Here is a 23,774-nt window from a genome sequence, read left to right on the forward strand (position 1 = left end):
ACTAAATTTGCGCTGGAATTTAACACAATTCAGGCTTACGTATGCTGCTAATTTTACTTTATATTTTTATTGGAATTATTGCCCTTCAGATTTTTTACTACCTAGTGGTTTTTGGAAAATTTGCATTTGCAAAAGCTCAAAAAATCACTCCGAAACGCATTCCGATTTCGGTAATTGTTTGCGCAAAAAATGAAGAGGAAAACGTAAAGAAATTTGTTCCGCTTTTGGCCGAACAAAACTACCCTGATTTCGAAATTGTCTTAATTGACGATGCCTCCAGCGATGAAACCTTAGAAATATTCGAAGCTTTCGAACGCCAATACTCCAACATTAAACTGGTTAAAGTACAAAATAACGAAGCCTTTTGGGGTAATAAGAAATTCGCTTTGACCTTAGGAATCAAAGCTGCTTCCAAAGAATATTTATTGTTTACCGATGCGGATTGTTATCCTACTTCCAAAGACTGGATTTTAAATATGAGTGCACAGTTTACCATGCACAAAACCATTGTTTTAGGCTATGGCGCTTACGAAAAAATCAAAGGTTCTTTCCTAAATAAAATCATCCGTTTTGAAACCCTGCTTACCGCTACACAGTATTTTTCATGGGCAAAAATGGGCCGACCGTATATGGGTGTCGGAAGAAATTTAGCCTACAAACGCGAAGAGTTTTTCAGAGTAAACGGATTTATCGACCACATGAACGTGCGCTCAGGTGACGATGATTTGTTTATCAACCAAGCCGCAAAAGGAAGCAACACCACCGTTTGCTATACGCCAGACAGTTTTACAATATCAGAACCTAAATTGACTTGGAAAGACTGGTTCCGCCAAAAACGTCGTCATGTATCAACTGCCAAATTGTACAAAGGATTTGATAAATTTCAATTGGGCGTATACTATTTTTCACAATTAAGCTTTATCCTTTTAGCTATTTTACTGTTGGCGTTTCAATTTCAATGGATGATTGTGGGCGGACTGATTGTTTTCCGATACATTTTCACTTGGACGACTTTAGGATATGCCGCAGGAAAACTAAAAGAAAAAGACGTAATGTATTGGTTCCCAATCATCGAAATAATCCTTATCTTCACACAGTTGAATGTGTTTTTTACTAATTTAATTTCAAAACCGGTACATTGGAAATAACTTCGGAAATCATACAGAAAAATATCGAAAAGGCTAAAATGGGCGACCAGGTAGCCTTTACTTTTTTATTGGATTTTTTCTGGAACGAGGTGTACGGCTTTATGCTCAAACGTACCGAAAACGAAACCGATACCGAAGACATCGCCATTGAAACATTTGCCAAAGCATTTGATAAAATCGCCACCTACAATCCGGAATTCGGATTTAACACATGGTTGATTGCTATTGCCAAAAACGTTCACATCGACATGCTTCGAAAGAAAAAATCGTCTTTGTTTGTGGATTTCAACGACGAAGAAGACCGCCAGGCCTACGATGTTGCCGATACCACTCCAACAGTAGAAGACGAAATCATCAAAGAACAAAACCTTGCCCGACTGCTTTTGTTCATAAAAGAATTAAAACCGGCATACCAAGAAGTGATACAATTGCGTTATTTTCAGGAAATGAGTTATCAGGAAATTGCCGATGAACTCGGAGAACCTTTAAATAATGTAAAAATCAAACTTTTGCGCGCTAAAAAACTTCTGGCTGAAATTATTCAGCAAAAACGCTAAAACACCTATTTTTTCACCAAAAAACAACCTTTTTTAAACATATTTAGACAACTAAAATGTTAATTGAAAAATATTTTTACAAATTTTTAACATTTTAAATACTATGATAGCATAGTTTTCGTTATTAAATAAAAAAAGCTATTTAATTAACCTCAAAAACTATCTATTATGTCTAAAATCAACATTTACGAAACCGGTTGGTTAAACATGGTTTTCGAAGGACGAAACAAAGCCTATGGTGCGTATCAGTTACGAACTGAAAATCCAAAAACAACTGTAAAAGCATTTTTCTCTGCAATGGTCTTATTGGGTACGATAGCTGCAGTCCCCGCAACAATCAGTTACCTAAAGCCAGATAAAACAGCCGCCTTAGTTGTCCCGGACACTAACGACGAAACAATTATCCCGGTTGATACGGATGTTTTTAAAAAAGAAGATCCTGTAAAGGAAGAAACCGGCCCTGAAATTTCAAAACCGTTAACCGATGAGAAAGTAATCAAACATGTTAACATGGTTGTTGCTGAAAAAGAAAAAGTAACCGAAGAAGTAGCGACAAACTCACAATTGGAAAAAGCGCAAATTGGGCAAGTAAACAACGAAGGTACGGAATCAACCGGCAACGCCATTGTAACCGAACCAAAAACGAACACCAACGGAAACGGAGGCAACTCAAGCACTATCGTTGAAATACCTTCTTCATTAGAGGTTCAGCCACAATATCCGGGAGGAATAGGAGCTTTTTTGAAAACGGTCGGGAAAAATTTCAAAACGCCGGAAGTAGACGAAGGTATTAAAACCCTTCAGGTATTGGTTTATTTTGTTATTGAAAAAGATGGTTCTCTATCCAATATCCGAGTAACCCGAGATCCGGGGTACAACCTTGGAAAAGAAGCCACTCGCGTTTTAAACAATATGAAAATCAAATGGTCTCCGGGATACAAAAACGGACAACCAGTAAGAACCGCATACAATCTACCTATAGTAATCAATGTTGAACAATAAAAAAAGGCAGAACTTTGTTCTGCCTTTTTTTATTCGTCTTCTTCTAAAGTGTTATTTTTAAGCATTTTATTTAAAAACACATACCCAACTATTCCCGCTACAACTGATGAAATCATAATAGCAATTTTAGAAATGGTTACATCATCCGGTTGCGATTTAAACGCCAAAAGGGTAATAAAAATTGACATTGTAAATCCGATTCCCGCCATAAATCCTGTAGCCAGAATATGCCCCCATTTCAATCCCCTCGGCAATTGACACAAACCAAAAGCAACCGCAGCAAAACAAAACAATACAATACCCAGCGGCTTACCAGCAACCAGTCCTAAAAAAATCCCAATACTGTTTTCATGTTTCAATCCTTCCATCCAATCGCTTCCGATAACGATAGCAGTATTGGCCAAAGCGAAAACCGGAAGGATAAAAAACGCCACCGGTTTATGTAAAAAATGCTGCATTTTAGTTGAAATCGTTTTTTCACCACCATCCCCGAACGGAATTACAAAGGCGAGTAAAACTCCGGAAATTGTTGCATGGATGCCGGAATTTAACATAAAATACCACATTCCTATTCCACCAATAACATACGGAAGCCAGTTGTTTATCTTCATTCGGTTAAAAACAAATAAAACACCCATGATCCCTAACGCAATTCCTAAATTCAGCAAGGAAAGCGTATCGGTATAAAAAAAAGCAATTACTAAAATCGCACCCAGATCATCAATAACGGCCAAAGCAGTCAAAAATACTTTTAATGACGTCGGTACTCTGTTCCCTAACAAAGACAAAACACCCAATGCAAAAGCAATATCGGTAGCCATTGGAATTCCCGCACCCGACTGTGTTGGCGTTCCATAATTAAAAATCATATAAATTCCGGCAGGAACCAACATACCGCCAGCTGCTGCTATGATTGGTAAAAGTGCGTTTTTTATTTTAGACAATTCGCCGATATAAACCTCTCGTTCCAATTCCAGACCTATGAGTAAAAAGAAAATCGTCATCAGTCCGTCATTTATCCAATGCTCCACCGAATGATGCCCAATCTGATAATGCCAAAGATGTCCGTAACTTTCCTGAAGAACAGAGTTTGCCAGAATCAAAGAAACAAGCGTACAAATTATCAGAACAATTCCAGAAGATTTTTCACTTTCAACAAACTCGGTAAACAACTTGGAAACACGCATAGGATTATGGCTTTTAAAATGAGTTTTGCTAAATTAACACTTTTTGTCCGGACAGAAAAACCTACAAAAGCCTTTATGACAACCCTTATTAAAAATGCGTTAAACCGCACGTCAGATTAACAACAATGCTTATCTTTGCTACAAATATTTGAGAACATGGACACGGTTTTAGAATCCAACATACTTCCGGTAGGAAAACCAAAATGGTTGCGCGTAAAGTTGCCAACCGGTAAAAAATACACCGAATTGCGCGGATTGGTTGACAAATACAAACTAAACACCATCTGTACATCCGGGAGTTGCCCGAATATGGGAGAATGTTGGGGAGACGGAACCGCCACTTTCATGATTCTCGGAAATGTTTGTACCCGTTCCTGCGGCTTTTGTGGTGTAAAAACCGGAAGACCAGAAACCGTAGATTGGGACGAACCGGAAAAAGTAGCCCGTTCCATTAAAATCATGAACATCAAACATGCGGTAATAACCAGCGTGGATCGTGACGATTTGAAAGACGGAGGCTCCATCATTTGGGCGGAAACGGTAAAAGCCATTCGAAGAATGAATCCGGAAACCACTTTGGAAACCTTAATTCCTGATTTTCAAGGCATCGAAAGAAATATTGACCGTATTGTTGAAGTTAGTCCGGAAGTAGTATCCCACAACATGGAAACCGTACGTCGTTTAACGCGTGAAGTTAGAATTCAAGCAAAATACGACCGTAGTTTAGCGGTTTTGAAATACCTGAAAGACCAGGGCATCCGCAGAACGAAATCCGGAATCATGTTAGGTCTCGGAGAAACTGAAGAAGAAGTAATCCAAACCATGAAAGATTTGCGCGAAGCGAATGTTGATATTGTAACCATCGGACAGTATTTGCAACCCAGCAAAAAACACCTTCCGGTAAAAGAATTCATCACGCCGGAACAATTTGCCAAATACGAGCAAATCGGAAAAGAATTAGGGTTCCGTCATGTAGAAAGCGGCGCTTTGGTGCGTTCGTCTTACCATGCCCAAAAACACATTCTTTAAGTATTAAAAATTACGAATTACAGATTTGAAAACACGAATTGCTATCAATGGTTTCGGAAGAATCGGAAGGAATTTATTCCGATTGCTTTTAAATCATCCAACTCTGGAAGTAGTTGCCGTAAATGATATCGCCGACAAAAAAACGATGGCCCATTTACTGAAATACGACAGCATTCATGGTGTTTTACACCATACTGTTTCATCTGATGAAAATTCGATTTTGGTAGACGGTAAACCGTTTCTATTTTTTCACGAAAAAGAAATTCTGAATCTGAACTGGAAAGCATTAAACATTGATTTTGTTGTGGAATCCACCGGGAAATACAAATCCTACGAAGACATCAACAAACACATAACTGCAGGAGCCAAAAAAGTCATTCTTTCCGCTCCCGCTGAAGTAGATTCCATTAAAACAGTTGTTTTAGGGGTTAACGAACACATACTTGACGGAAACGAATTAATTGTTTCCAACGCGAGTTGCACTACCAACAACGCTGCCCCTATGATTAAGGTTATTGAAGAATTGTGCGGAATTGAGCAAGCTTATATTACAACTGTTCATTCCTACACAACCGACCAAAGCCTTCACGACCAACCCCATAAAGATTTACGAAGAGCCCGAGGCGCTTCACAATCCATAGTTCCCACTACCACCGGAGCTGCCAAAGCAATTACCAAAATTTTCCCTCACCTGGACGGAAAAATGGGTGGGTGCGGTATTCGGGTTCCGGTTCCGGATGGGTCGCTGACTGATATTACCTTCAATGTCAAAAAAGAAGTTTCCATTGAAGAAATCAACAACGCCTTTAAAAAAGCAGCCGAAACCAACCTGAAAGGAATTCTCGATTATACGGAAGATCCGATTGTTTCCGTGGATATTTTAGGCAATACCAATTCCTGTCTTTTCGATGCGCAGCTTACATCCGTAATTGACAAAATGGTAAAAGTGGTGGGTTGGTACGATAATGAAATTGGGTATTCCTCAAGAATTATTGACCTTATTTGTTTCATTTCTAAGAAATAAATCCTTATATTTATGCGAATTTCAAGCATAGACATGAGATACCTGTACCTTTTACTCTTCTTATCATTCGCAAAATTTAATTGCTTTTCGCAAGAGAAAAATGCAACCGTTAAAGTTGACAGTGTCTCCTATTACCTTGAAGTTTCCAACTTCCACAAAGGCAGTTTTGATTACGACAAAGCCTTACTGTTTGCCAGAAAAGCAAAACAATTTGCCACCCAAAATAATCTTCAAAAAGAAATTGCCGACAGCCATCTTACCATTGGGAATATTTACCACGAACTCGATCGACAGGATGAAGCCATTGAAAATTACATCCGAAGCATTACCATATACAACAACCTTAAACCATCCTTAAACAGTGCTTTTTGTTATTACAGCATCGGATTAAGTTATCTGGAAAAAAACAATTTAAATCTTGCCGATAATTACTTTAACAAAGCGGCTGCCGAATACAAAATCATCAACATACCCGATGCCATAGATCTGATTGATTTGCAGAAAGGAATCATCCTGAAACACAAAGGTAAAATCGATGAAGCGGCAAAACAGTTTCGCGCCATCACAAACAAAAACACATCAGGAACCATCTTTGAAGCAAAAGCAGAAGCTTATTTTCAGTTAGCCGACATCAAAACCAAAACAAATCCTAAAGCTGCCATCAAAGATCTTGAAAAAGCGTATGAAATTTCCAAAGAAAGTTCAAACACCAATCAGACTTTAAGAATAACACGACGGTTGAGCGATTTATATGATTCTCTCAAATCTACAAATCAGTCGCACTTCTATTTGAAGAAATTTATCGGAATCAGAGACTCCCTTTTCAATATCCGAACCAGAACAACCGGCGTTCCGGCGTATGAAAAATACATAGCCACCGAACAGTTAAAAACCATTGACAAAATAAACCGGGAAAACAAAGCACAGGAAAAATCAATAAAATTTTCAAAATTAATCAGCATTCTGAGTATTGCATTAATCTCGATTTTATCACTTTTGAGTCTTTCGTTGTACAAAAACAACATCATCCGAACCAAAACCAACCAGCTTTTAAAGGACAAAAACCAGGAGCTTGAGATTGAAAAAGAAAGGGCCGAAAGAGCTTCCAAAGCCAGAGCAGAATTCCTTTCAACAGTGAGCCACGAGCTACGAACACCATTAAACGCCATCAACGGAATCACTCATATTCTCATAGAAGACAATCCGAAGCCAAGCCAGATGAATTATCTGAATTCACTGAAATTCTCAGGGAATTATCTGTTAACCTTCATCAACGACATTCTTGAAATCAATCGCGTAGAATCGGATGTGGTGGAAGTAGAAACCATTGATTTTGACTTAAGAGATTTGCTGGAGAACATCTTAGGTTCTTTTACCGAAATTGCCAACAAAAACAAAACGGTTTATCATCTTGAGTTAGACGAAAAAATACCGTCCACCTTAATTGGTGACCCTACAAAATTGTCTCAGATTTTTATCAATCTGATTAATAACGCTATTAAATTCACTAAAAACGGACATGTTTGGGTTTCCGCTACCGTGAAAAAAGAGAAAACCAATTCGGTTAAAATTCACTTTGAAGTCCGCGATACCGGAATCGGAATTCCTAAAGACCGTATTGAAACTATTTTCGACAGCTTTACACAAGGCTCCGTAGAAATAAACCGAAAATATGGCGGCACCGGCTTGGGACTTGCCATTGTAAAACGACTGGTGCATTTATTGGGCGGAAAAATCAAACTGGACAGTGAAGAAAACAAAGGATCGCGTTTTTATTTCGATATTTCGCTACGGGTGAGTGACAAAAAATTAGAGAAAAAAACAGGCCCTCAATATGATGAAAGTTGGCTTGTTGGCAAAAACATTCTTTTGGTGGAAGACAACAAAATCAATCAGATGATTACCCAAAAAATGCTGGAAAGAAAGAGAATGACCTGCCACATTATAGAAAACGGGGAAGATGCCGTGGAACACATGCGCAATCACACATATGATTTGGTTTTAATGGATGTTCACCTGCCGGGAATCAACGGAACTATCGCAACGGAACAAATCCGAAAATTCGATCCGGAAACCCCTATTGTTGGGCTTACAGCAATTTCATTAGACGAAAACAAAGAAATGCTGTTATCTTTTGGTATGAATGAGGTGATTACAAAACCTTTCGATCCGGAGAAGTTCTACGAGGTTATTGCAACCACCATCCACCAAAAAATTAATACTGTATAATCAGGTTTTTAATTAAGTTTCTTACTTTCGGCTCTGCTCCTTTTGCCGCTTCCAAAACCTCGGCATGGGTAATGGTACCGATGCTTTCTTCGTCACCCATATCCGTAATTACAGAAACACCAAATGTTTCCAATTCCATATGACGTGCCACAATAACTTCAGGAACAGTAGACATCCCCACACAATCACAACCCAATGCTTTCACCATTTTATATTCGGCCAGTGTTTCAAATGTTGGTCCTTGTAACCCAAGATACACACCATCATGAATTTCAATATTCATTGACGCCGCAATTTCTTTGGCTTTTACCATCATAGCTCTACTGTAAGGCTCACTCATGTTTACAAAACGCGGTCCGAAACGTTCGTCATTTTTTCCGCGTAACGGATGTTCCGGCATCATATTCACGTGATCTTTGATAATCACTACTGAACCTACTTTATACTTCGGATTTACACCTCCGGAAGCATTTGATACGATAAGTTTCGTAATACCTAAATATTTCATTACACGAACCGGAAACGTTACCTGCTTCATGTCGTAGCCTTCATAAAAATGAAAACGGCCTTGCATGGCAACCACTTTTTTCCCTTCAATGGTTCCAAAAACTAAAGCGCCTTTATGCCCTTCTACGGTAGAAACCGGAAAATTCGGAATCTCATCATAAGGTAAGGTAAATTCAATTTGGATATCGTTTGTAAAACCTCCCAAACCGGAGCCTAAAATCACACCGTATTCCGGCGTAAAATTCGTTTTTGCTTTAATATAACTAACGGTTTCCTGTACTTGTTCCCACATAATTCATAATTGTTTTATCAAAATCCGCCTTATTATTTACAAACGAGCTCTTAATCGGCAAACAGAACAATTGCTCTTTGGGCAATTTCCCTTTTAAACGAACAAAATCCTTTTCGGTGGTAATAATAATTTTGTCTTTTGCTTTTTCTTTTATTGTTTCTATATCCTGCGCCGTAAAATCATGATGATCCGAAAAAACCATCGTTCCCGATTTCGCAGCCTGCAAATATGCAAAAAAAGGTTCCGGTTTTGCAATTCCGGCCAAAAGTAATTTATCAACAGTTTCAATTTCCGCTAACAACAACTGCTTCGTTTCCGAATACACCCGACTATCATATTCAATAAACGTGAAAAACACCTGCTGATTTGACTTCGGTTTTAGTCGGAATCTGATTTCCGCTTGTTGTTCCGATGTTAAATCCTGCGGACATTTCGTTACCACAATCACATCCGCCCGTTCTGCTCCACTGCTGCTTTCCCTTAGATTTCCGGCGGGCAGAATCAGATCATCGCTATACAAATCGTTATAAGCCGTCAGCAATATGTAAAAACCGGCTTTTACTTTTCGATGCTGAAAGGCATCATCCAGCAAAATGATTTCAGGTGCATTTTTCTGCGAAAGCAATTGCGTAATACCGTTTACCCTATTCGCATCGACAGCGACTTGAATATTTGGGAATTTCTGATAAAACTGATACGGTTCATCACCCAAAATTTCAGCATTGGAAGTCGCATTAGCCAAAACAAACCCTTCTGATTTTCGTTTGTAACCTCTGCTCAATGTAGCTATTTTATAATGATCCGATAGCAACCGAATCAAATATTCAATCTGAGGTGTTTTTCCGGTACCGCCTACGCTTAAATTTCCCACAGCAATAACCGGCACGTCAAAAGCGACCGATTTCAAAATTCCTTTATCAAATAAAAAATTGCGAATAGCAGTAATAAAACCATACAAAATGGCAAACGGAAAGAGTATTTTACGGAAAAAATTCATACTACGAATGTAGCTATTTTTTATCTTTTTGAAAAAAGTTATCGGTTTATTCGTTACTTTGTTATACAGAAAATTATTTCAAATGAAGATACAGGAAATTCTTTCGGTTTTAGAAGAAATGGCACCTTTGGCCTACGCAGAAGATTTTGACAATGTCGGACTTTTAGTAGGCGATGCCAACACAGAAGCCAGTGGTGTTTTGGTTTGTCACGACGCTTTGGAAGCTGTTATTGATGAGGCTATTGCCAAAAAATGTAATTTGGTGGTTTGCTTCCATCCCATCTTATTTTCGGGATTAAAAAAAATCACCGGAAAGAATTATGTGGAACGCGCCATTATTAAAGCCATTAAAAATGACATTGCCATTTATGCCGTGCATACCGCATTAGACAATCACAAACAAGGCGTCAATAAAATTTTCTGTGACGCTTTAGGACTGACAAACACCAAAATTCTGATTCCGAAACAAAACTTCATTCAAAAACTGGTTACCTATACCATACCTGAAAATGTGGAACAGTTGCGCAATGCCTTATTTGATGCCGGTGCCGGAAAAATCGGCAATTATGAAGACTGTAGTTTCAATTCGAAAGGCATCGGAACCTATATGGGCAATGAAGACAGCAATCCGCAAATTGGTGAACGTTTTGAATTTGTGGAAAATGAAGAAATTAAAATCGAAGTTACTTTCGAGAAACATTTACAGGGTAAAATCCTGAAAGCACTGTTTTCAAATCATGCTTACGAAGAAGTGGCCTATGAAATTTACGAATTACAGAACCCACATCAGAACATCGGGTTGGGGATGATTGGTGAATTACCCGACACAATGAAAGAATCTGATTTTCTGAAATTCGTAAAAGAAAAAATGGAATGTAGCGGCATCCGACACAGTGAATTCTTAAACAAACCGGTGAAGAAAGTCGCAGTTTTAGGAGGTTCTGGAAGTTTTGCCATCAAAAATGCGATAGCTGCCGGAGCAGATGTTTTCTTAACTGCCGATTTGAAATACCATCAGTTTTATGAAGCCGAAAACAAACTGCTTTTGGCCGATATCGGTCATTTTGAAAGCGAAAGATTTACAAAAAATCACATAGTTGCTTATCTTACGGAAAAAATTAGTAATTTTGCAATCATTTTATCGCAAGAAAATACAAATCCGGTTAAGTACTTTTAAATATGGCAAACGTTAAAGAACTAAGTGTAGAAGAAAAATTAAGAGCTCTTTATGACTTACAGTTGATCGATTCAAGAATCGACGAAATCAGAAATGTTAGAGGAGAATTACCTCTTGAAGTGGAAGATTTAGAAGATGAAGTAGCTGGATTAAGCACTCGTTTAGACAAATTAAAAGGCGATTTAGAGACTATCGAAGAGCAAATCAAAGACAAGAAAAATGCTATCGAAGGCCATAAAGAATCGATTAAAAAATATTCCGCTCAACAAAAAGAAGTTCGTAACAACAGAGAATTCAACGCCTTAACAAAAGAAGTAGAATTCCAGGAGTTGGAAATTCAATTGGCCGAGAAGCACATTAAAGAAATGAAAGCTTCTATCGAGCACAAAAAAGTGGTTTTAAGTGAAACTAAAGAAAAATTAGACGCTAAACAAAACCATTTAAAACACAAAAAAGCAGAATTAAGCGCTATCATGGCGGAAACTGAAAAAGAAGAAAACTTCTTATCTTCAAAATCAGAAGAATTTCGCGGACAAATCGAAGAGCGTTTATTAGCAGCTTACGACAGAATCCGTACCAGCGTTAGAAACGGCTTAGCTGTTGTTTCCATTGAGCGTGGTGCTTCCGCAGGATCGTTCTTTACGATTCCGCCACAAACGCAAATGGAAATCGCTTCCCGTAAAAAAATCATCACTGACGAACACAGTGGAAGAATTTTAGTAGACAGCGCATTAGCAGACGAAGAAAAAGAAAAAATAGAGCAATTATTTGCTAAATTTTAGTTAACTTAAAGTCCCGAAACATCGGGACTTTTTTTATGGAACTCGTCAACAAAATAGCATACTTCACCCTCACTAAATCAATCGGGCTGTACATTAACCTGATGAGTTACCTATTCCCAAAAAAAGCAGCCAAATTAGCCTATAAATTCTTTAGCGAACCACGGGAAGGAAGACTATTACCAAATGCCATTCCCGATATTTTAAAAGAAGCCGAACAGGAAGTACTTTTCCACGAAGAGTACGCTATTCAAACCTACACCTGGAGAGGCAATGAAAACAAAATCCTTTTGGTTCACGGCTGGGAAAGCAATGCTTCGCGTTGGGAACAATTCATCGTTCTGCTCAAAAAAACCAAAAGCACCATTATTGCATTAGACGGCCCGGGACAGGGACTTTCCAGCGGCATCGAATTCAACATTCCGCAATACGCCAAACACGTCAATGCCCTTATGGAAAAATTTCAACCGCAATTCATTATCGGGCATTCTATGGGAGGCGCAACCTGCTTGTACTATCAATACAAATACAACAATCCTCTAGTACAGAAAATGGTTTTATTGGGATCTCCCAGCGAATTCGAAATCATTTTGAACAATTACAAAAAAACCATCAGCCTTAACCAAAAAGCATTTCAACTGCTGAAAGAAAAATTTGTGGAGCGTTTCAACATTCATCCCTCCGAGTTTTCAGGAAAAAAATTCGCTTCCAATTTTAATTTCAAAGGATTAATTGCTCACGATATAGACGATACCGTTGTTTCCTTTAACGAAGGAAAAAAAATAGCCGAAGCTTGGAAATCAGCACAATTTATAGAAACAAAAGGCTTAGGACACAGCCTGCACGATGAAGCCCTGTACGAAAAAATAAACTTATTTCTTTTTGAAGAATAAACTATCGTTTGATAATTTTCTTGGTTTGGGTTCTTTTCCCATCAACCACTTTCACAAAATATACCCCTTGTGACAATTCCGAAATATTCAAAGTAGTAAGCCCTTGCTGTAGCTTATATTCCGAAACTTTTTGCCCCAAAGCAGTATAAATCTCTAATTGCGCGTTGGAGTCTTTCACTTCCGGAACCAAAATATTCACATCATCCGTAACAGGATTTGGAAATAAAGTAAAACTGATATTTTCGTTTTCGGTCAGACTCAAGTTGGTATTAATCTGCAAAATAGCCGCCTGCATGTCGGGTAGCGGACCAATATTTCCCGCAACTCCTGTTCCTTGAGGAATTCCGGTATTTTTTAACAGCTGACGCATAGCTGATGGCGACATATATGTCCCCGTTAATCCATAATAATAGGATTGCAAAACCACAACACACGAAGCTACGATTGGCGTAGCCGAACTGGTACCGGAAAAATTTGTATAAGATTGATTGAAATCACCACCTATCATAATCAAATCGCCTGTACCGCAAGCCCGAACATTATTCGCCCAACCCTGAACATCCACACGCGAACCGTAAGTACTGTACGAAACTCTGTTATGCAACAGATTATCCGTGCCGCCACCTACTATAATAGCACCAGAATTTCCCCTTGCCATATAAGCTGCATAATAAGCCGAATCCAAATTCTGATTACCATTAGCCGCAGCTTCCACAACAATTATCCCGGCATCCGTGGCCGCTTTGGTCAGATCCCAAACCGTATTGTCAAATTCGGCCGGAACATAATTGCTTCCCTGACCGTACGCCTGCATTTCATATACAATAACATCACCGGCAACCGAATTCCCTACCGACTGCGTAACGGCTGTTACCCGACTGTAACCGGTTTGCTGCCATTCCGGAAACAATACCATTTCGGCAGCACCATAAGCCATACCCGATATCCCGTAAGTTCCCTTATCTGCATACATTATTCCGAAAACCGAGGTGCCGTGTTCCGTATAAGAAGGTGTTGCACTGGTTGAAATTGTCATCCCCGAAGCAATGTAGGTGTTACGATCAACCAACTCTTCATGATTCTTATTAAACCCATATTCTACATCGCGAATCCGTATTCCGGTTCCACTCAATCCCAATCCCCAGGCATAACGCATGTTCACGCCCGGATTAGCATCGAGATAAGTTTGATTCAACTCATAATTAGGGGTGGCCGGCGCAATATCGCCCGGTGGTGCAATAGACTGTAAAGGCATTAAACTGCAGTATTCCACCATATCAAGACGCTCCAACTGGGTTGCTAAGTCCAATAAACGCTCATTGGTAGGGTTTTTAATCTCTAATTTAAGGATATTTTTAAGTTTCAATATCGACTTCCCATCGTGTCCGTTATGTCGTGCCGCTTCATATAAAGCACTTATTTTTTCGTCAGAAAGCTGTATTCCTCTTCGAAAATCAATGCTGAATTTATCCACAAGCAATCGCATGGTCTCGTTTTCAGAAAGCACTTCAGAATAGTTTTCCCCCTGAAAAACAACGGTATCAAAAAAAGAAACATACAATTCGTGCGCACTGGTATTGGGTGCCAATTGAAATTCGCCTTTTCTGCTTTGTGCAAAAAGGACCGAATTAAATAAAAGAAAAAGCACGAGTATTTTTTTCAATGCGCTAACAAATTAAGGCTCAAAGATATAAAAAAAGTTATGGCATTAAGAAGCAGAATAACGCTATTATTTAAATATGTGCTATTTTTGCAGCATGGAAGAAAACAAAACCCGAATTAACAAATTCCTCTCCGAAACCGGATACTGTTCCCGTCGTGAAGCCGACAGACTTTTGGAAGAAGGCCGAATCACCATCAATGGTGTAGTTCCTGAAATGGGCACCAAAGTTTCATTGGACGATGAAATCCGCGTAGACGGTAAACTAATCCGTGAAAAAACTTCCAAACCCATATACCTTGCCTTCAACAAACCGGTGGGGATTGAATGCACCACCAACCAAAATGTAAAAAACAACATCGTCGATTATATCAACTATCCGAAACGTATTTTTCCTATCGGACGATTGGACAAAGCCAGTGAAGGACTTATTTTTATGACCGATGACGGCGATATCGTAAACAAGATTCTTCGCGCGCGCAACAATCACGAAAAAGAATACGTGGTTACGGTTAACAAGCCCATCACAGACCGATTTATTCAACGCATGGGCAATGGTGTTCCGATTTTGGATACCGTTACCAAAAAATGTAAAGTCGAACAAATCAGTAAGTTTGTGTTCCGAATTATCCTTACGCAAGGTTTAAACCGACAAATACGCCGTATGTGTGAGTATTTGGACTATGAAGTAACTTCTTTAAAACGTACCCGAATTATCAATATTTCTTTGGATGTCCCGATTGGCCGTTACCGCGATTTAACCGATGCCGAAATTCTGGAACTGAACCAACTGATTGCACCTTCAAGCAAAACCGAAGAAGCCAGTTTACCAAAAGTGGAAACCAGAAAACCGATTCAGCGCGAGAACAGAAAACCATTGCCCCCAAGAAACAGCAACCGAAAAAACAACTGATTGCCATGAAGAAAATACTACTATATCTGTTACTGCTTATCGGATTTATTTCCTTTGGTCAACAAAAATCATCGGTTGCAATCAACGAAAATAACATCGCTAAAAAATGGGTGGTAAAAAACATCATTAATCCCAAATTAAGCGAAGCAGAACGACTGGAAAATCTTTCAATGCTGGAAGGCACCAAGTTGATTTTCAATACCGATATGTCATATACCTTCGAATTCGTTACTGAACTAACCGGTACCTGGCGTCTGGATAAAACATCCCGTAAAATACACACCAAAGACCGACGGGGCGAGAACACCTGGACCGTACATTCCTTAAAAGAAAACGAAATCGTCCTTTCCCGTAACGATGCCATCCAAAAAATAGTTTTCGTTCCGGAATAAAATCGGTTGAAAAAAGAATAACAATAAGGTCCTGAATATCCGGGGCCTTATTTTTTTTCCAAAATTCAATTTTCAGTTAAAAAAATAAAATAGAAATTTACCTACAGAAATATTTTTCATATTTTTGAGTTTCTAACTAAAAAACTCACAACTATGGAAGCCACATCAGAGTTACAAAACGCACCCAATCATCCCAAAAAATCAGTCAGCGAAACCGGACACGTTAAAAATGCTGCCAATTTCCAACGATTGATTTCTTTTTGTGAAGGATTCGGAACAACCTACAATCCGGCAAACGACCGTTTAAAAATCCCTCAACTACACTCGCTTTCCCAAAGTGTTACAACCCGAATTAACGAAGTTCGTGTTCATAAAACCAATTTCGATAACGTTACAAACATCCGTCGTGCCGCTTTCGAAGACTTAAGACCGTTCGCCACAAGAATTATCAACGCCTTTATTGTTTCAGGAGCCGATAAACTTACGATTGAAGACGCCAAAGCCATCAACAAAAAAATTCAGGGCACCGCCACAAACAGAACCGATGCACCAACATCAGACTCCGGAGACACAACCTCGAGCAACACCATATCAACCTCACAACAATCCTACGACCGAAAGATTGATCATCTGGCCAATCTGATTGAGATTCTCTCCCAAAGTCAGGCATACAATCCCAACGAAGAAGAATTAAAAATCACCGCATTACAAGCAAAACTGATCAACCTTCAGGAAAAGAACAACAATCTATCTGAAAGCTACAGCCGCTACAGCAACGCCTTACTACAGCGAAACAGAGAACTATACAATCCGGAAACAGGCCTTGTTCAAACCGCCAAAGAAGTCAAACTGTACATTAAAAGCGTCTATGGCGCCACCAGCCCCGAGTACAATCTGGTAAGCCGCTTGGAATTTAAAATCCGCACCGAAGAATAACACCCCGTAAATCATAGAACTTCCATGATCTTTAGCAATTAAAGCATGGAAGTTTTATTTTATGCAATTGTCTTTAAAACTATTTTGATTGGCAATTAATTTATTTTCATTGTCATCAATAGTATTAGTCTCGGATATAATAGTTTATCAATTGGCTTTTTAAATACTTGAAATATCTTTAATAGTTTAACTAATGGCGATAATAGTTAAAGCGTTGGCAAAAACAGTTATGGCGTTGTCAGGAATAAAATCTAAAAATTCAAAACCTTCAGTCGCATCTGAAAAAGGATTAAAAAGTCAGTATTTTCAGCATTTCCACTACAATAACCACGTTCCGGAACAATAAAAAATATTTCCGGTATATTTATGTAAAACAAAAAAACAAACGTTTGCACTACTAAAAGTGTACATAAAAAAACATTAACAATTGTTGAGGAAAAAGAAGAAGCCTCGAAATTCATTTTAAGATAATTGTAATTTCAAAAAAAGCAACCAGCATAATAAAAAGGATTATCATCATACACTATTTGCAAAGTTTTTTTTTCAAAACAGTATTAAAAAATTTAATGTTAACCTCAAAAAACATTAAACAATTGTAAACAAAAAAAGAGTTACAAAATAACCAATATTACCATTTGTATATCGTTCATTTTTTATTTGAAAAACGCTCTGCTAAAATTCGCCCCTTTTATACAGCGTTTCAAAATCAGCACCGTCTTTAATCAAAAATTCTATACTTATGCGCAAACTACTACTCTTATTACTGTATTGCAACCTTCACGCTCAGGTTGGAATTGGTACTGCCGTTCCGAATGAAGACGCCATGCTTGAAGTTGTAAGTTCAGACAAAGGCATTTTATTGCCCAGAATAGCACTTCAGAGCACGAATAATCCCTACCCTATGAACACTCATATCTCCGGAATGCTTGTATACAACACTGCTTCTTCTGGCGCAGGAACAACAACTGTCTTTCCCGGTTTGTATTACAACAACGGTCAGTACTGGACCCGATTAAACCCAAATACGGTTAAAATAGGAGAATTGAAACACAGTTTTGCCACTGCCGACCATAACGGATGGTATCTATTGAACGGAAGAGCAAAAAGCACCTTACCCGCAACAGCACAAACCAACGCTACCGGAATTGGAATTGCTGCTAACCTTCCCAATGGAAGCGACCGATTTCTTAAAGCCAAAACGGGTGCCGAAATGTTAGGAACCTCGTCTGGAAGCAATACGTTTACCATTTCGCAAAGCAATCTGCCGAACGTTACTTTTTCAGGCACAACGAATTCCGCAGGGACACACAATCATAATGTAGACAGTTATATCGGGGCAGAGAATATCGGACTTTTATCTACCACTGTTTTGACATTATTTTACATCGCTTCTGTAGCAAAAGAGACCATGAGTACCACTTTAAGAACCACACAAAGCAACGGCAATCACACTCATACCGTAAGCTTTAACTCAGGTGGATCAAACGTACCGGTGGATCGGACACCCAATTATCTTGCTACAAATATTTTCATCTATTTAGGCTACTAACCAAAACACGACAGCTATGACAAATAAAATTACTCTGATTCTTTTTTTGCTCGTTAACGGTTTACTACATGCTCAAGTTGGAATAGGTACAAGTACGCCAAATAGTGAGTCGGTGTTAGACATTAGCAGTGACACTAAAGGTGTTTTAATAACCCGGGTGATTCTTTCTGAAACCACCAACCCAAGTCCGTTAGCCAATCATATTTCCGGAATGATTGTTTACAATACTGCTACCAACGGTAGTGGAAATACAGCTGTTTTTGAAGGATTTTATTATAACGACGGTAAGCAATGGATTCGGCTCGAACCGCTTTCCACTGCAATTGGCGACATTAAACACAGTTTGCTTACCCAAGACCATAATGGCTGGTATAAACTTGACGGAAGAACCACTGCTTCATTACCTGCTGTTGCGGCTTCAAATGCCACATCAATCGGATTTGGAGCAACGATTCCCAATGCTTCTGATAAATTCTTAAAAGGAAAATCAGGTTTGGAAGCTTTAATGGCGACAGGAGGAAACAACACCGTTATTCTAACGCAGTCGAATTTACCGAATGTAACGTTCAATGGCACTGCCCTTGCTTCGGGAAATCACACTCATGATTATACCGACAAATATCATGGAGTAGTTGAAAATCTTAATATTGTTACAGGGTTATTAGGAATTCTGAGTGGTGTGGTTCTGAATATTCTAAATAATGATGTAGGTTCTGATGTGGTATCAACAACAACATCAACTTCCTCGTCAAACGGAAATCATAATCACACTGCCAGTATAAATACCGGAGGCTCTTCTGCACCTTTAAGCCAAGTATCGCATTTAGTAACCAACACCTTTGTGTATTTGGGAAAATAGATTCCGCTGTTGTGCAATCCACTCTTAAAAATCGGAGTGAAAATGCAAAAACCTCAACGAAACAAATTATCTAAATTCAGCTCACATGAAAAAAACGACTTCCTTTTTATTGCTTTTCTTCTGCTATCCGATGTTAGCACAAAACGTTGGAGTAGATACCGCTTATCCTGACACCAATGCCGCTTTGGATATTTACAGCGAAAAAAAAGGACTGATTATGACGCGTTTACCTTTAACCGCAACAGACAATCCTTCCCCGTTAGCAAACCATGTAATGGGAATGACCACATATAATACAACGACTTCAGCTGCACAAACCCCGGTTTCCGTATACGAAGGATTATACTATAACGACGGTACCAAATGGACCCAAATGGGACCAAATACCTTAATGATTGGGGATATTAAACATTCTTTGGAAACTGCAGACCACAAAGGTTGGTTCTTACTGGATGGCAGAAACATAAGCAGTTTGCCTACTGTTGCGCAATTCAATGCCGGAGCTGTTGGAATTGGAGCAAATCTTCCCGATGCATCGGATACGTTCATTAAAACCAATAACGGAACAGAATCCGAAGGTAGTGTTGCCGGAAACAACTCAATTGTGGTAACACAGGCAAATCTCCCAAACATCAATTATTCATCCGTAACCAGTACCAATGGAAACCATAATCATTCCTATACAGATTCTTACAACGGAGCCAAGACACTTGGACTAGCCACAAATGTGCTGCCTTTGGTACCGCTGATTAGTGAAACCGTAGGAACCAATGATGTTTTACCGGGAAACTTACATACATCGGAAAATGATGGGAACCATGCTCACACTGTAAATGTTCCTTCGGGCGGATCTGATGTTCCCATTAATGCTACACCACAACATATTGTCGCCAATGTTTTTGTTTATTTAGGGGAATAACCATTTGATTTGGCGAAATAAAAAACCCAAGATGAATGTCTTGGGTTTTATTTTATAATGATTTTTCCATAACGAAATCCTCCATCAGATAACCGTTTCCGATTTCAATATCTTCTTCGTGAACGATTTCAAAACCCAATCGCTTGTAAAACTCCTGAGCGATATTATAACGGTTCACATTTAAAAACAAATGGGAATTTCCGGCTTGTTTAGCAGCAGTTTCCACTTCATTTAGAAGCAGTTTTCCTAATCCTCTGCCTTGTGTTTCGGGTAAAACATAAATTTTATGCAACTTGGTTTTTCCGGTAGCATTGCAATTTATTTCATAGGCAGCAAAACCGTAAAAAGTTCCGTTTTCTTCCGCCAATAAAAAAACATGGTGTTTTTCCATCTGTGCTTCCAATGCCGGAATCGCATAGAAATTTTCAAGCATATAATCCAACTGGGCTTCCGAAAGGATTTCTCCGTAAGCATCCGGCCAGATTTTATAGGCTAGATCACGAACAATGTGCAGTTGACTTTTATCTGCTTGAAGAATTTGCATGTAGTTATTATTTTGCTCTTTTCTGCTCTCTTGCTAACAATGTATTTTTCAATAACATCGCAATGGTCATCGGTCCTACTCCTCCCGGAACCGGCGTGATAAACGAGGCTTTTTTGCTTACGTTTTCAAAATCAACGTCACCGGTGATTACATATCCTTTTGGATTGGTTTCATCGGCTAAACGCGTAATTCCCACATCGATAACCACTACATCATCTTTTACCATCTCAGCTTTCAGATAATTTGGCACTCCTAACGCTGTAATGATAATATCTGCCTGAGAAGTAATTTGTGTGATGTTTTTAGTATGACTGTGAGTTAAAGTAACCGTTGAGTTTCCAGGAAATCCTTTACGCCCCATCAAAATACTCATCGGACGGCCTACGATATGACTTCTTCCAATCACCACCGTATGTTTTCCGGCAGTATCCACATTGTAACGTTCTAACAATTCCAGAATTCCAAAAGGTGTTGCCGGAATGAAAGTACTCATATCCAATGCCATTTTCCCGAAGTTTTCCGGGTGGAATCCATCCACGTCTTTGCTCGGACAAATCGCCATCAGGACTTCCTGTGTATCGATTTGTTCCGGAAGCGGAAGCTGTACGATGAACCCGTCGATATCATCGTTGGTATTTAATTCCTTAATCTTTTTTAATAATTCGGTTTCTGAAGTTGTGCTTGGCATTTTAATCAGCGTCGATTCAAAACCTACTCTTTCACAGGCTTTTACTTTACTGCCCACATAAGTTAAACTCGCACCGTCATTTCCTACGATGATAGCCGCCAAATGAGGTACTTTTTCGCCATTGTCTTTCATGCGCTGTACTTCGGCAGCGATTTCATTTTTAATATCTTCCGATACTTTTTTTCCGTCCAGTAGTTGCATTCTTGTTTGTGTTGTGGTTTATATTAAAAAAAGAAGACGCGATTGCTCACGTCTTTTATATTTATGGTCTCATTCCTTTCATTCCGCCCATCATGCGCATCAGGTTCTTTCCACCTGCACCTTGCATCATCTTCATCATTTTGCTCATTTGGTCGAACTGTTTCAGCAGTTGGTTTACTTGCTGAATGTCTGTTCCGGAACCTTTTGCTATTCTCAGTTTTCGTTTTGCATCTAATAACGCCGGTTTTGTTCTTTCCGCCGGGGTCATCGAATGAATAATAGCTTCGATATGTTTGAAAGCATCGTCTTCAATTTCAACGTCTTTCAACGCTTTTCCGGCACCTGGAATCATTCCGACTAAGTCTTTCATGTTACCCATTTTCTTCACTTGCTGGATTTGCGTTAAGAAGTCGTCGAAACCGAATTCGTTCTTCGCGATTTTCTTTTGTAATTTACGTGCTTCTTCTTCGTCGTATTGCTCCTGCGCTCTTTCCACTAAGGAAACAACGTCTCCCATTCCGAGAATACGTTCTGCCATACGTGCTGGGTAGAAAACGTCAATCGCTTCCATTTTCTCTCCCGTACCGATGAACTTAATCGGTTTATTTACTACGGATTTGATAGAAATTGCTGCTCCACCACGGGTATCACCGTCTAATTTGGTTAATACAACTCCGTCAAAATCCAATCGGTCGTTGAAGGCTTTTGCTGTGTTTACCGCATCCTGACCTGTCATGGAATCCACTACGAATAAGGTTTCCTGAGGCTGAATGGCTTTGTGAACGTTCGCTATTTCAGTCATCATCTCCTCGTCTACTGCCAAACGACCGGCCGTATCGACAATTACGACATTGAAACCGTTTGCTTTCGCGTGCTTGATAGCGTTTTCAGCAATGGAAACCGCATTTTTATTATCGGGTTCGGAATACACCTCAACTCCGATTTGTTCTCCAACTACGTGCAACTGGTTAATCGCCGCAGGTCGGTAGATATCACAGGCAACCAATAACGGTTTTTTGTTCTTTTTTGTTTTAAGGAAATTCGCCAGCTTCCCGGAGAAAGTGGTTTTACCCGAACCTTGTAAACCGGACATTAAAATCACAGACGGATTCCCGGAAAGGTTTACACCAGCCGCATCACCACCCATCAATTCGGTCAACTCGTCTTTTACAAGTTTCACCATTAACTGACCCGGCTGTAACGTCGTTAATACGTCCTGACCAATTGCTTTGTCTTTTACGCGGGAGGTAAAATCTTTGGCAATCTTAAAGTTAACGTCGGCATCCAGTAAGGCGCGGCGCACTTCTTTCAAAGTATCCGCTACGTTTACTTCGGTGATTTTTCCGTGACCTTTTAATATATGGAAGGCTTTGTCGAGTTTATCGCTTAAATTATCAAACATGATAGTTTTTGTTTAATGAGGTGCAAAGATAATATAAAGTCGCAAAGTCGCAAAGTCACAGTGGTGCAAAGTTTTAACTTTTAGACAATAAAAAACCAGTCCGCAGACTGGTCATGAATTTAATTCTTTTCGAAAGTCAGAAAATCGGTTCCACCACCACCACCGCTTACATCAGTAAGTCTTATTTTGGTAGCCGTGTGTTCCAACACTTCCCAATCATCGGTTAAATCCTGAAAATTTGGAGGTGCCGTAAAACCAACATTAAAATGGACGTCACTCGGATTATCGTCATTACTGTTACTGTCCGTTACCGACCATGTTCCCGTATAGGTATTACCACCATTGATTGCGGTTAACACATTGCTGGCACCAAAAGTAAAATTGTATCCGGTGAAGTTTGCGGTTTCATCGGTATCGGTGTCATAGAAATAAGTTATGCGCCAAGTCCCGTCCGAAACAGCAGTTCTGATTGCAGTAATAGTCTGACTGTTGTTAGACGAAGAAGAGTTGCTGGTATCATCATTATCGGAACAACCCAAACTAACCATTAGCAGAAAAACCGCTGCTGAAAAACTCACTATTTTTTTCATATTAAAATTTTAAACATTAAAAACCCAGAATAAAATTAACGCTTTTTTCTGAATAAAGTTGCATAAAAAAACCGCCTTACGACGGTTATTTTCTGATTTAATCCTGAATCTTGAATACTTTCCGGAGAATGTCCTCCATCAGACACCATTTTGTGAATGATGATTGAAGCAAATTGATTCCCACAAATCCCGTGAACCACAACCAATTCTGATTGACGTAAACAGCCAACAACACACTAATAAGTATAAATGTTCCTGCTATAGCTCTGATTATTCTGTTTATCATAATTTCTATTTTTT

Annotated in this window: 25 protein-coding genes; 16 read left to right on the forward strand and 9 right to left on the reverse strand. The window is 39.1% G+C overall.

Annotation, left to right across the window (positions count from 1 at the left end; translation table 11 throughout):
- The first annotated feature begins 41 nt into the window (after positions 1 to 41).
- The 3 genes from FCR2A7T_RS04870 to FCR2A7T_RS04880 all read left to right on the forward strand — a co-directional run bounded on the left by FCR2A7T_RS04870 (position 42) and on the right by FCR2A7T_RS04880 (position 2,707).
- Entirely contained in the window at positions 42 to 1,148 is a 1,107-nt protein-coding gene (locus tag FCR2A7T_RS04870) for a glycosyltransferase (protein WP_023570174.1), read from the forward strand.
- 38 nt (positions 1,149 to 1,186) lie between these two features.
- Positions 1,187 to 1,705 (forward strand): RNA polymerase sigma factor, encoded by a 519-nt coding sequence (locus FCR2A7T_RS04875; protein WP_023570175.1) that lies wholly within the window; start codon positions 1,187 to 1,189, stop codon positions 1,703 to 1,705.
- A gap of 168 nt (positions 1,706 to 1,873) precedes the next feature.
- Positions 1,874 to 2,707, forward strand: coding sequence for an energy transducer TonB (locus FCR2A7T_RS04880; RefSeq protein ID WP_023570176.1), 834 nt, complete (start codon positions 1,874 to 1,876; stop codon positions 2,705 to 2,707).
- Positions 2,708 to 2,736: 29 nt separating this feature from the next.
- Here FCR2A7T_RS04880 and nhaA read toward each other — a convergent pair whose 3' ends face one another.
- A complete protein-coding gene (gene nhaA, locus FCR2A7T_RS04885) occupies positions 2,737 to 3,894 on the reverse strand; it encodes a Na+/H+ antiporter NhaA (protein WP_023570177.1) in 1,158 nt (385 codons plus the stop codon).
- A 156-nt stretch (positions 3,895 to 4,050) separates the two neighbouring features.
- Here nhaA and lipA point away from each other — a divergent pair, with 156 nt between their 5' ends.
- From lipA to FCR2A7T_RS04900, 3 genes are read left to right on the forward strand one after another with little or no spacing between them, the layout of a single operon-like run.
- Positions 4,051 to 4,923: a lipoyl synthase gene (gene lipA / locus FCR2A7T_RS04890; protein ID WP_023570179.1), complete on the forward strand. Its 873-nt coding sequence runs from the start codon at positions 4,051 to 4,053 to the stop codon at positions 4,921 to 4,923.
- Between the two features lie 25 nt (positions 4,924 to 4,948).
- Positions 4,949 to 5,947 (forward strand): type I glyceraldehyde-3-phosphate dehydrogenase, encoded by a 999-nt coding sequence (gene gap / locus FCR2A7T_RS04895; RefSeq protein ID WP_023570180.1) that lies wholly within the window; start codon positions 4,949 to 4,951, stop codon positions 5,945 to 5,947.
- A gap of 12 nt (positions 5,948 to 5,959) precedes the next feature.
- Complete coding sequence (locus FCR2A7T_RS04900; protein ID WP_242005365.1) at positions 5,960 to 8,176, forward strand: tetratricopeptide repeat-containing hybrid sensor histidine kinase/response regulator; 2,217 nt, start codon at positions 5,960 to 5,962, stop codon at positions 8,174 to 8,176.
- On the opposite strand, the gene FCR2A7T_RS04905 is transcribed toward FCR2A7T_RS04900, so the two are convergent.
- Together FCR2A7T_RS04905 and lpxK are read right to left on the reverse strand one after the other, a co-directional pair.
- Positions 8,163 to 8,975 carry a purine-nucleoside phosphorylase gene (locus FCR2A7T_RS04905; RefSeq protein WP_035117370.1) on the reverse strand — a complete coding sequence of 271 codons (813 nt, stop codon included), beginning with the start codon at positions 8,973 to 8,975 and terminating at the stop codon, positions 8,163 to 8,165. The two genes, FCR2A7T_RS04900 and FCR2A7T_RS04905, sit on opposite strands and share 14 nt — an antisense overlap.
- Positions 8,947 to 9,972 (reverse strand): tetraacyldisaccharide 4'-kinase, encoded by a 1,026-nt coding sequence (gene lpxK / locus FCR2A7T_RS04910; protein WP_023570183.1) that lies wholly within the window; start codon positions 9,970 to 9,972, stop codon positions 8,947 to 8,949. Before lpxK ends, FCR2A7T_RS04905 begins: the two co-directional genes overlap by 29 nt.
- 82 nt (positions 9,973 to 10,054) lie before the next feature.
- On the opposite strand from lpxK, the gene FCR2A7T_RS04915 reads away from it, so the two are divergent.
- From FCR2A7T_RS04915 to FCR2A7T_RS04925, 3 genes are all read left to right on the forward strand, one after another.
- Entirely contained in the window at positions 10,055 to 11,149 is a 1,095-nt protein-coding gene (locus tag FCR2A7T_RS04915; protein WP_023570184.1) for a Nif3-like dinuclear metal center hexameric protein, read from the forward strand.
- 2 nt (positions 11,150 to 11,151) lie between these two features.
- A complete protein-coding gene (locus FCR2A7T_RS04920; RefSeq protein WP_023570185.1) occupies positions 11,152 to 11,931 on the forward strand; it encodes a zinc ribbon domain-containing protein in 780 nt (259 codons plus the stop codon).
- 101 nt (positions 11,932 to 12,032) lie between these two features.
- Complete coding sequence (locus tag FCR2A7T_RS04925) at positions 12,033 to 12,821, forward strand: alpha/beta fold hydrolase (RefSeq protein WP_023570186.1); 789 nt, start codon at positions 12,033 to 12,035, stop codon at positions 12,819 to 12,821.
- 1 nt (position 12,822) lies between these two features.
- On the opposite strand, the gene FCR2A7T_RS14695 is transcribed toward FCR2A7T_RS04925, so the two are convergent.
- Positions 12,823 to 14,484 carry a S8/S53 family peptidase gene (locus FCR2A7T_RS14695; RefSeq protein ID WP_051369506.1) on the reverse strand — a complete coding sequence of 554 codons (1,662 nt, stop codon included), beginning with the start codon at positions 14,482 to 14,484 and terminating at the stop codon, positions 12,823 to 12,825.
- A gap of 94 nt (positions 14,485 to 14,578) precedes the next feature.
- On the opposite strand from FCR2A7T_RS14695, the gene rluF reads away from it, so the two are divergent.
- The 7 genes from rluF (at position 14,579) to FCR2A7T_RS14710 (ending at position 20,049) form a co-directional block, all read left to right on the forward strand.
- Positions 14,579 to 15,394 (forward strand): 23S rRNA pseudouridine(2604) synthase RluF, encoded by an 816-nt coding sequence (gene rluF, locus FCR2A7T_RS04935; protein ID WP_023570188.1) that lies wholly within the window; start codon positions 14,579 to 14,581, stop codon positions 15,392 to 15,394.
- A gap of 5 nt (positions 15,395 to 15,399) precedes the next feature.
- Positions 15,400 to 15,786: a hypothetical protein gene (locus FCR2A7T_RS04940; protein ID WP_023570189.1), complete on the forward strand. Its 387-nt coding sequence runs from the start codon at positions 15,400 to 15,402 to the stop codon at positions 15,784 to 15,786.
- 153 nt (positions 15,787 to 15,939) lie between these two features.
- Positions 15,940 to 16,722 (forward strand): hypothetical protein, encoded by a 783-nt coding sequence (locus FCR2A7T_RS04945; RefSeq protein WP_023570190.1) that lies wholly within the window; start codon positions 15,940 to 15,942, stop codon positions 16,720 to 16,722.
- A gap of 193 nt (positions 16,723 to 16,915) precedes the next feature.
- Positions 16,916 to 17,068: a hypothetical protein gene (locus tag FCR2A7T_RS15185; RefSeq protein WP_158634623.1), complete on the forward strand. Its 153-nt coding sequence runs from the start codon at positions 16,916 to 16,918 to the stop codon at positions 17,066 to 17,068.
- A gap of 393 nt (positions 17,069 to 17,461) precedes the next feature.
- Positions 17,462 to 18,271, forward strand: a complete 810-nt coding sequence (locus tag FCR2A7T_RS14700) for a hypothetical protein (RefSeq protein WP_023570192.1) — start codon at positions 17,462 to 17,464, stop codon at positions 18,269 to 18,271.
- A 16-nt stretch (positions 18,272 to 18,287) separates the two neighbouring features.
- On the forward strand, positions 18,288 to 19,130 hold the full coding sequence (locus FCR2A7T_RS14705) for a hypothetical protein (RefSeq protein ID WP_023570193.1): 843 nt from the start codon (positions 18,288 to 18,290) through the stop codon (positions 19,128 to 19,130).
- 85 nt (positions 19,131 to 19,215) lie between these two features.
- Positions 19,216 to 20,049: a hypothetical protein gene (locus FCR2A7T_RS14710; RefSeq protein ID WP_023570194.1), complete on the forward strand. Its 834-nt coding sequence runs from the start codon at positions 19,216 to 19,218 to the stop codon at positions 20,047 to 20,049.
- A gap of 52 nt (positions 20,050 to 20,101) precedes the next feature.
- On the opposite strand, the gene FCR2A7T_RS04970 is transcribed toward FCR2A7T_RS14710, so the two are convergent.
- From FCR2A7T_RS04970 to FCR2A7T_RS14965, 5 genes are all read right to left on the reverse strand, one after another.
- Entirely contained in the window at positions 20,102 to 20,593 is a 492-nt protein-coding gene (locus tag FCR2A7T_RS04970) for a GNAT family N-acetyltransferase (RefSeq protein ID WP_023570195.1), read from the reverse strand.
- A gap of 7 nt (positions 20,594 to 20,600) precedes the next feature.
- Positions 20,601 to 21,482, reverse strand: coding sequence for a bifunctional 5,10-methylenetetrahydrofolate dehydrogenase/5,10-methenyltetrahydrofolate cyclohydrolase (locus FCR2A7T_RS04975; RefSeq protein WP_023570196.1), 882 nt, complete (start codon positions 21,480 to 21,482; stop codon positions 20,601 to 20,603).
- Between the two features lie 61 nt (positions 21,483 to 21,543).
- Complete coding sequence (ffh, locus tag FCR2A7T_RS04980; RefSeq protein WP_023570197.1) at positions 21,544 to 22,884, reverse strand: signal recognition particle protein; 1,341 nt, start codon at positions 22,882 to 22,884, stop codon at positions 21,544 to 21,546.
- A gap of 119 nt (positions 22,885 to 23,003) precedes the next feature.
- Entirely contained in the window at positions 23,004 to 23,474 is a 471-nt protein-coding gene (locus FCR2A7T_RS04985) for a hypothetical protein (RefSeq protein ID WP_023570198.1), read from the reverse strand.
- Between the two features lie 97 nt (positions 23,475 to 23,571).
- Positions 23,572 to 23,760 carry a YgaP family membrane protein gene (locus FCR2A7T_RS14965; RefSeq protein ID WP_081709365.1) on the reverse strand — a complete coding sequence of 63 codons (189 nt, stop codon included), beginning with the start codon at positions 23,758 to 23,760 and terminating at the stop codon, positions 23,572 to 23,574.
- Positions 23,761 to 23,774 lie beyond the last annotated feature (14 nt).

The sequence above is a fragment of the Flavobacterium cauense R2A-7 genome (assembly GCF_000498475.1).
Classification (GTDB): domain Bacteria; phylum Bacteroidota; class Bacteroidia; order Flavobacteriales; family Flavobacteriaceae; genus Flavobacterium; species Flavobacterium cauense.